Raw genomic sequence first — 4,653 nt, 5'->3', positions numbered from 1 at the left:
GAGATCATGTTCGGCCGCCTGAAAGACTGGCGCCGCGTCGCCACCCGCTACGACCGATGCCCCACCGCATTCTTCTCCGCCATCGCACTCGCCGCCACCGTCATCTTCTGGCTGTGATCAACGAGTCATCGTGTAATTTGTGGCTGCTTTCTCGGGCCGGCTGAGCGGCGCACCTTCTGGTTGTCGGACCTGAAGGAAGGAAGCAGCCATGAAACACTATGCCGGAATAGACCTGTCGATGGAAACGTCGCACGTCTGCATTGTCGATGCCGAAGGGCGCAAGGTCGCAGCACAATGCGTGGACAGCACGCCGGAAGCGATCGCCTCGCTGCTGGAACGCCATGGTCCAATGGAACGCGTGGTAATCGAGACCGGCCGGATGACGCCATGGGTTGCGCGTGGCCTCCGCGAGCTGGGCGTCGCGATCGTATGCATCGATGCGCGCCAGGCCCACCAGAGCCTCAAGGCGATGAAGGCGAACAAGACTGATCCGCATGATGCGGCAGGCCTCGCACAGTTGGCCCGGACCGGCTTCTACAAGGAAGTGCACGTCAAATGGCCGACGTCGCATGGGGTGCGCTCGGTGATTACCGCCCGCGCGCATCTGGTCGAAGCACGTGTCCGCCTCGACAACACCATCCGCGGCCTCTGCACCACCTTCGGGATCAGGCCGGGGGCAGGCCAGGGGGAACGGTTCCTCGTGCGGGTGCAGGCCGCCGTCGCCATCCCGGGTCTCGGCGAGGCGGAGGCCTCGCTGCTCCGGGCGCGGACCGGCCTAGTTGACGAGATCCGTCGGACGGATCGCGAGCTCAATGCGATCAGCATCGCCTCTCCGGCCTGTCAGGCCCTGATGAGCATCCCCGGCGTCGGCGTGCAGACCTCGGCTGCGTTCGCTGCCGCTGTCGATGAGGCAGGCCGGTTCAAGCGGTCCCGCACGGCTGGCGCCTACTTTGGCCTCGTCCCGCGTCGGCACCAGTCCGGCGAACTCGACTGGACGGGCCGGATCACCAAGCAGGGCGATGGCACCGTCCGCAAGCTGCTCTACGAAGCGGCCAACTCGATCCTGACGCGCACGCGCCAGACCTTCGTGCTCAAGACCTGGGCGCTGAAGATCGCCAAGCGACGCGGTCTCAAGAAAGCGCGGGTTGCGCTCGCCCGCCGCCTTGCCGTCATCATGCACGCCATGCTGCGCGACGGCACCTTGTTCGAGGCCTGAAATACGATAAGCTCCCCTTCGCCAGCGGTGATGCTCTCCAGCTAACCCGATGGCGGTGTCCCGAGAGGGAACGCAGGGACGGACGATCTGCGAAGGTTATCAGATGGGCTGCCAAGCCCGCTTCGAGTCAATGCAACGTCCGGCCTTGTGAGACCCGATACAGCACCACCGACCAACAGGTCGGCGAGTGCGGACAGATCCTTGAGACCCTCAAGGGACAACCGCCGAGCGGACCCAAATTACAGATCCTGACCATAAAGCCCAAAAAATAAACTCATGCTAAAGTAGTTCCATGATTCAAGGAACGATCATTTCTGTCTTTGTGTGAAAGCCCGCATCATCATATGTCATTCGTTTGGCATTGATCCACACGAAATCTGAACCATCTACCATGCTTCCCGTTCCATACTCAGTCCGAACTTCCTGGCTATCAAAATTATATTGATGTCGTATGATCGATCTTGGCAACGGTCCTGTCCCGTCAGGATCGGAGCTGATCTCGAAAATCTTTCGGCCGACGCCATCGTACGTTATATATGTTCTATCATCCACGTCGGTGCGAGGGCCGTCTATCGTTATCAGTTCGTCCTTCGCATTGTAGAGAAAGGACGTTTCTTTTACCTCTGAGTTATCCCCCGTACGCTTGCGCATCTTGGTTTTCAGTAGCCTAGGGTGTTGATAATAAAATTCTTCGATCTGCTCACTGCTTGTGCCGACGCACGAGTCCGGATTGCCCGGCGTGGCGGACAAACAGCTGGATACCGCAGTCAGTTTGTAGATCGGACCATCGGCGGTGATCGGTACGCCATTGATATCGGTTGCATACATGGCGGTATAAATATATCTTTTACGTGGACGAACGCCATTGGCATCCGCAGGAAGAGTCTCCGTCAGGATACCACCATGCGTGGAGTCGTAAGTGTAATCGGTTTGACGTAGCAGCGCGTCGCGGGTCCATTGCGGCTTGTTGCATGTCTTGGTGTTGATGCATGTTGCGTCGAAGCCCGCCGAGAATGCGTGCTGCGCAACCCCCTGCTTTGATGTTTTCGCAACATTTGTTATATTTCCCCTATCGTCGTAAGTATATTCTTCACTGTTAAGTTCAGGATATTTGGTTTTCGTAAGCCTATAATAATCATCATATTCAAATGATGTTATAGTGTTATCTGGTTTTTTGATAAACGTAATATATCCGCCGACCGTGTTGTCGACGCAGCCAGGATTCCAAGCGTAAGATTGATCGTAGTTATTGTATCTCTCGGCAACACCGTAATACGTCGTGTGCCCCAATGAATCGGTTCGACCTCCGTTCGCGTATTGCCATGACCGTCCCCCTCGCGAAACGGTGCTGACCGGCACCACGCGCCGCCCCGGCGGATCGTATTTGAAACCCACATTTATATTGCCGCGGAGCGAGTATGGCGACGGTGGCGGGTAGGTGATCGAAGTTTCTACTCCTTGCGGCGAGACGATTTTTATCGGCAGATAATTACTCGCGCTCAGTGAAGAGCCATCGCATGTTGGCTCTCGTTCAGCCTTTAATTCTATTCGATATTCTTGACCAAGTGAATTGAATTCACGAATGGTTCTATATACTGGTCCATTTTGAATCGCGGGTGTAAATACAACAGAAGTTGTTATACGTCCTATTTTTGTGGAAAAGTTTGAAAGAATATAATTGCTTTCAATGGAATATCCTATGTTATCAGATATTTTTGTTAATCCAGTGTGGGTAACAACAACGCCTTCCGGATACTTTGTCTTTTTAACATATGCGCTACCATAATATCCGGCGTAGTTGCATCCACTCTCCGAATCGCATCCGTAATTGTCTATATCTCGCGTATCAAGATCTTCAAACTCATAGATTGTTCCATTTCGATCGGTAAGTGTATAGGATTTTTCTGAATTCCTGAGTAATCTTGTGCCATCCCGCATGATTATCTGCTGGCACTCTCCCTGTATTTGAAGGCATTGAAAAAGCCTGCTCTCGCCAGCGAAGTTTACGACGATGTCACGATCAAGGGTTCCCTGATGATTGTAATCGCGAAACGTATTGTCGTCGACGCGAGCTGTCTGTGAATTCGACAGGTAGCGGCCATTGAAGACGGTGCGAAACAACATTCGCGGCGAACCAGGGGCCGCAAGCGCGAAAGGCGATGCTGTCATCATCGATAGGGACGTAATATCAACGAAATCATCAGTAAGCTTAGGCTCGACGATCGGGTAGCTAGCTTGCGAATGGTCTTGCGCTGCGCTTGCAATCGACCAGAAAGACGCGCAGCAAAGCAAGAGCTTACGATATCGCACGGGCACCCCCCTTATGGTTTAAACGTGTAGATCGGAGCCCCGAGAAAGGGAGCCGAGACATGTCGCTCTATTGGATCACTGGATTGTCGATTGAGCAAGTCGAGTACCTGTCCTGAGGTGCTTGCGCGCGAAAAAATTTGCAATGGCGGGGTTTGGACCTTGCGCCGATCTGTAAATGATGAACAATTGGCGTACCGGAATATCTGCTTGATTAATTGAGTGCGATGTGACGGCCAGGCGGCGTAATCCATTGGTCCATCATCGGTTTTTTCGGGGGAGGTGAACTTGGGGGTATTGCGACGGCTGTTTCTGCTTGGCAGCGCGACGGCAATGGCGGCTCCTGCCTGGGGGCAGACGGTCGTGCTAGTGGAGCAGCGCAGCTATGATGCGGCCGCACGTCTTGAGTGCACGGTGGTACGGATGAACCCGGCTGTGTTCGGGGCCTTGCCGACATCGGCTTGCACGTTGGGCCCCGAGGGCAGTCAGGGTCCGGATCGGATTTCGCAGAATCTTTATGACAGTGCGGACCGGCTCACCGAGGTCCGCCGTGCGGTAGGGACTCCTGTCGAACAGACCTATGTATCCTACACCTATACGGCGAATGGCAAGCAGGCGAGCGTGCGGGACGCCAATGGCAACCTGTCGAGCTACAGCTATGACGGGTTCGACCGACTGGCGCAGTGGAACTTCCCGGACAAGATGACGAACGGCGCGGTGAGTGCGACCGATTACGAGACCTATAGCTATGACGCTAACGGCAACCGGCTGACGGTCAGGAAGCGCGACGGCAACGTCATCGGCTACAGCTATGATGCGCTCAACCGGGTGACGGTGAAGGATGTACCGGGCGGGGCAGCGGCGGACGTCTATTACGGTTACGACCTCCAGGGGCACCCGCTGTACGCGCGGTTCGGCTCGGCGGAGGGCGCGGGGCTGACCAGCCGCTATGAGGGGTTCGGCCGGCTGATCAGCAGCAGCAGCAACCTGTCTGGCGCGGCGCTGACGCTCGGCTACCAATTTGACGCGAACGACAATCGCACGCGGATGACGTATCCCGACGGCACCTTTTTTACGTTCGACTACGACAGCCTTGACCGCCGGACGGCCGTCCGCGAGAACGGCGGGAC

Annotated in this window: 2 protein-coding genes and 2 pseudogenes; 3 read left to right on the top strand and 1 reads right to left on the bottom strand. The window is 55.8% G+C overall.

Features of this window, described 5'->3' with window-relative positions; genetic code table 11:
- Together RN629_RS18070 and RN629_RS18065 are read left to right on the top strand one after the other, a co-directional pair.
- Positions 1 to 117 (top strand): annotated as a pseudogene (locus RN629_RS18070) (IS5 family transposase); the annotation flags it as partial.
- A gap of 91 nt (positions 118 to 208) precedes the next feature.
- The gene (locus tag RN629_RS18065) at positions 209 to 1,216 is read left to right on the top strand and encodes an IS110 family RNA-guided transposase (protein ID WP_407036475.1); all 1,008 of its coding nucleotides are present in this window, start codon (positions 209 to 211) and stop codon (positions 1,214 to 1,216) included.
- A 297-nt stretch (positions 1,217 to 1,513) separates the two neighbouring features.
- On the opposite strand, the gene RN629_RS18060 is transcribed toward RN629_RS18065, so the two are convergent.
- Complete coding sequence (locus RN629_RS18060; protein WP_407036474.1) at positions 1,514 to 3,526, bottom strand: hypothetical protein; 2,013 nt, start codon at positions 3,524 to 3,526, stop codon at positions 1,514 to 1,516.
- A gap of 330 nt (positions 3,527 to 3,856) precedes the next feature.
- Here RN629_RS18060 and RN629_RS18055 point away from each other — a divergent pair.
- Positions 3,857 to 4,653, top strand: a pseudogene (locus tag RN629_RS18055) (RHS repeat-associated core domain-containing protein); the annotation flags it as partial.

It is taken from the genome of Facivitalis istanbulensis (assembly GCF_040560405.1).
GTDB lineage: Bacteria > Pseudomonadota > Alphaproteobacteria > Sphingomonadales > Sphingomonadaceae > Sphingomonas > Sphingomonas istanbulensis.
Note: the sequence above shows the minus strand (reverse complement) of the source record. Positions and strands in the feature narration are given on the sequence as shown.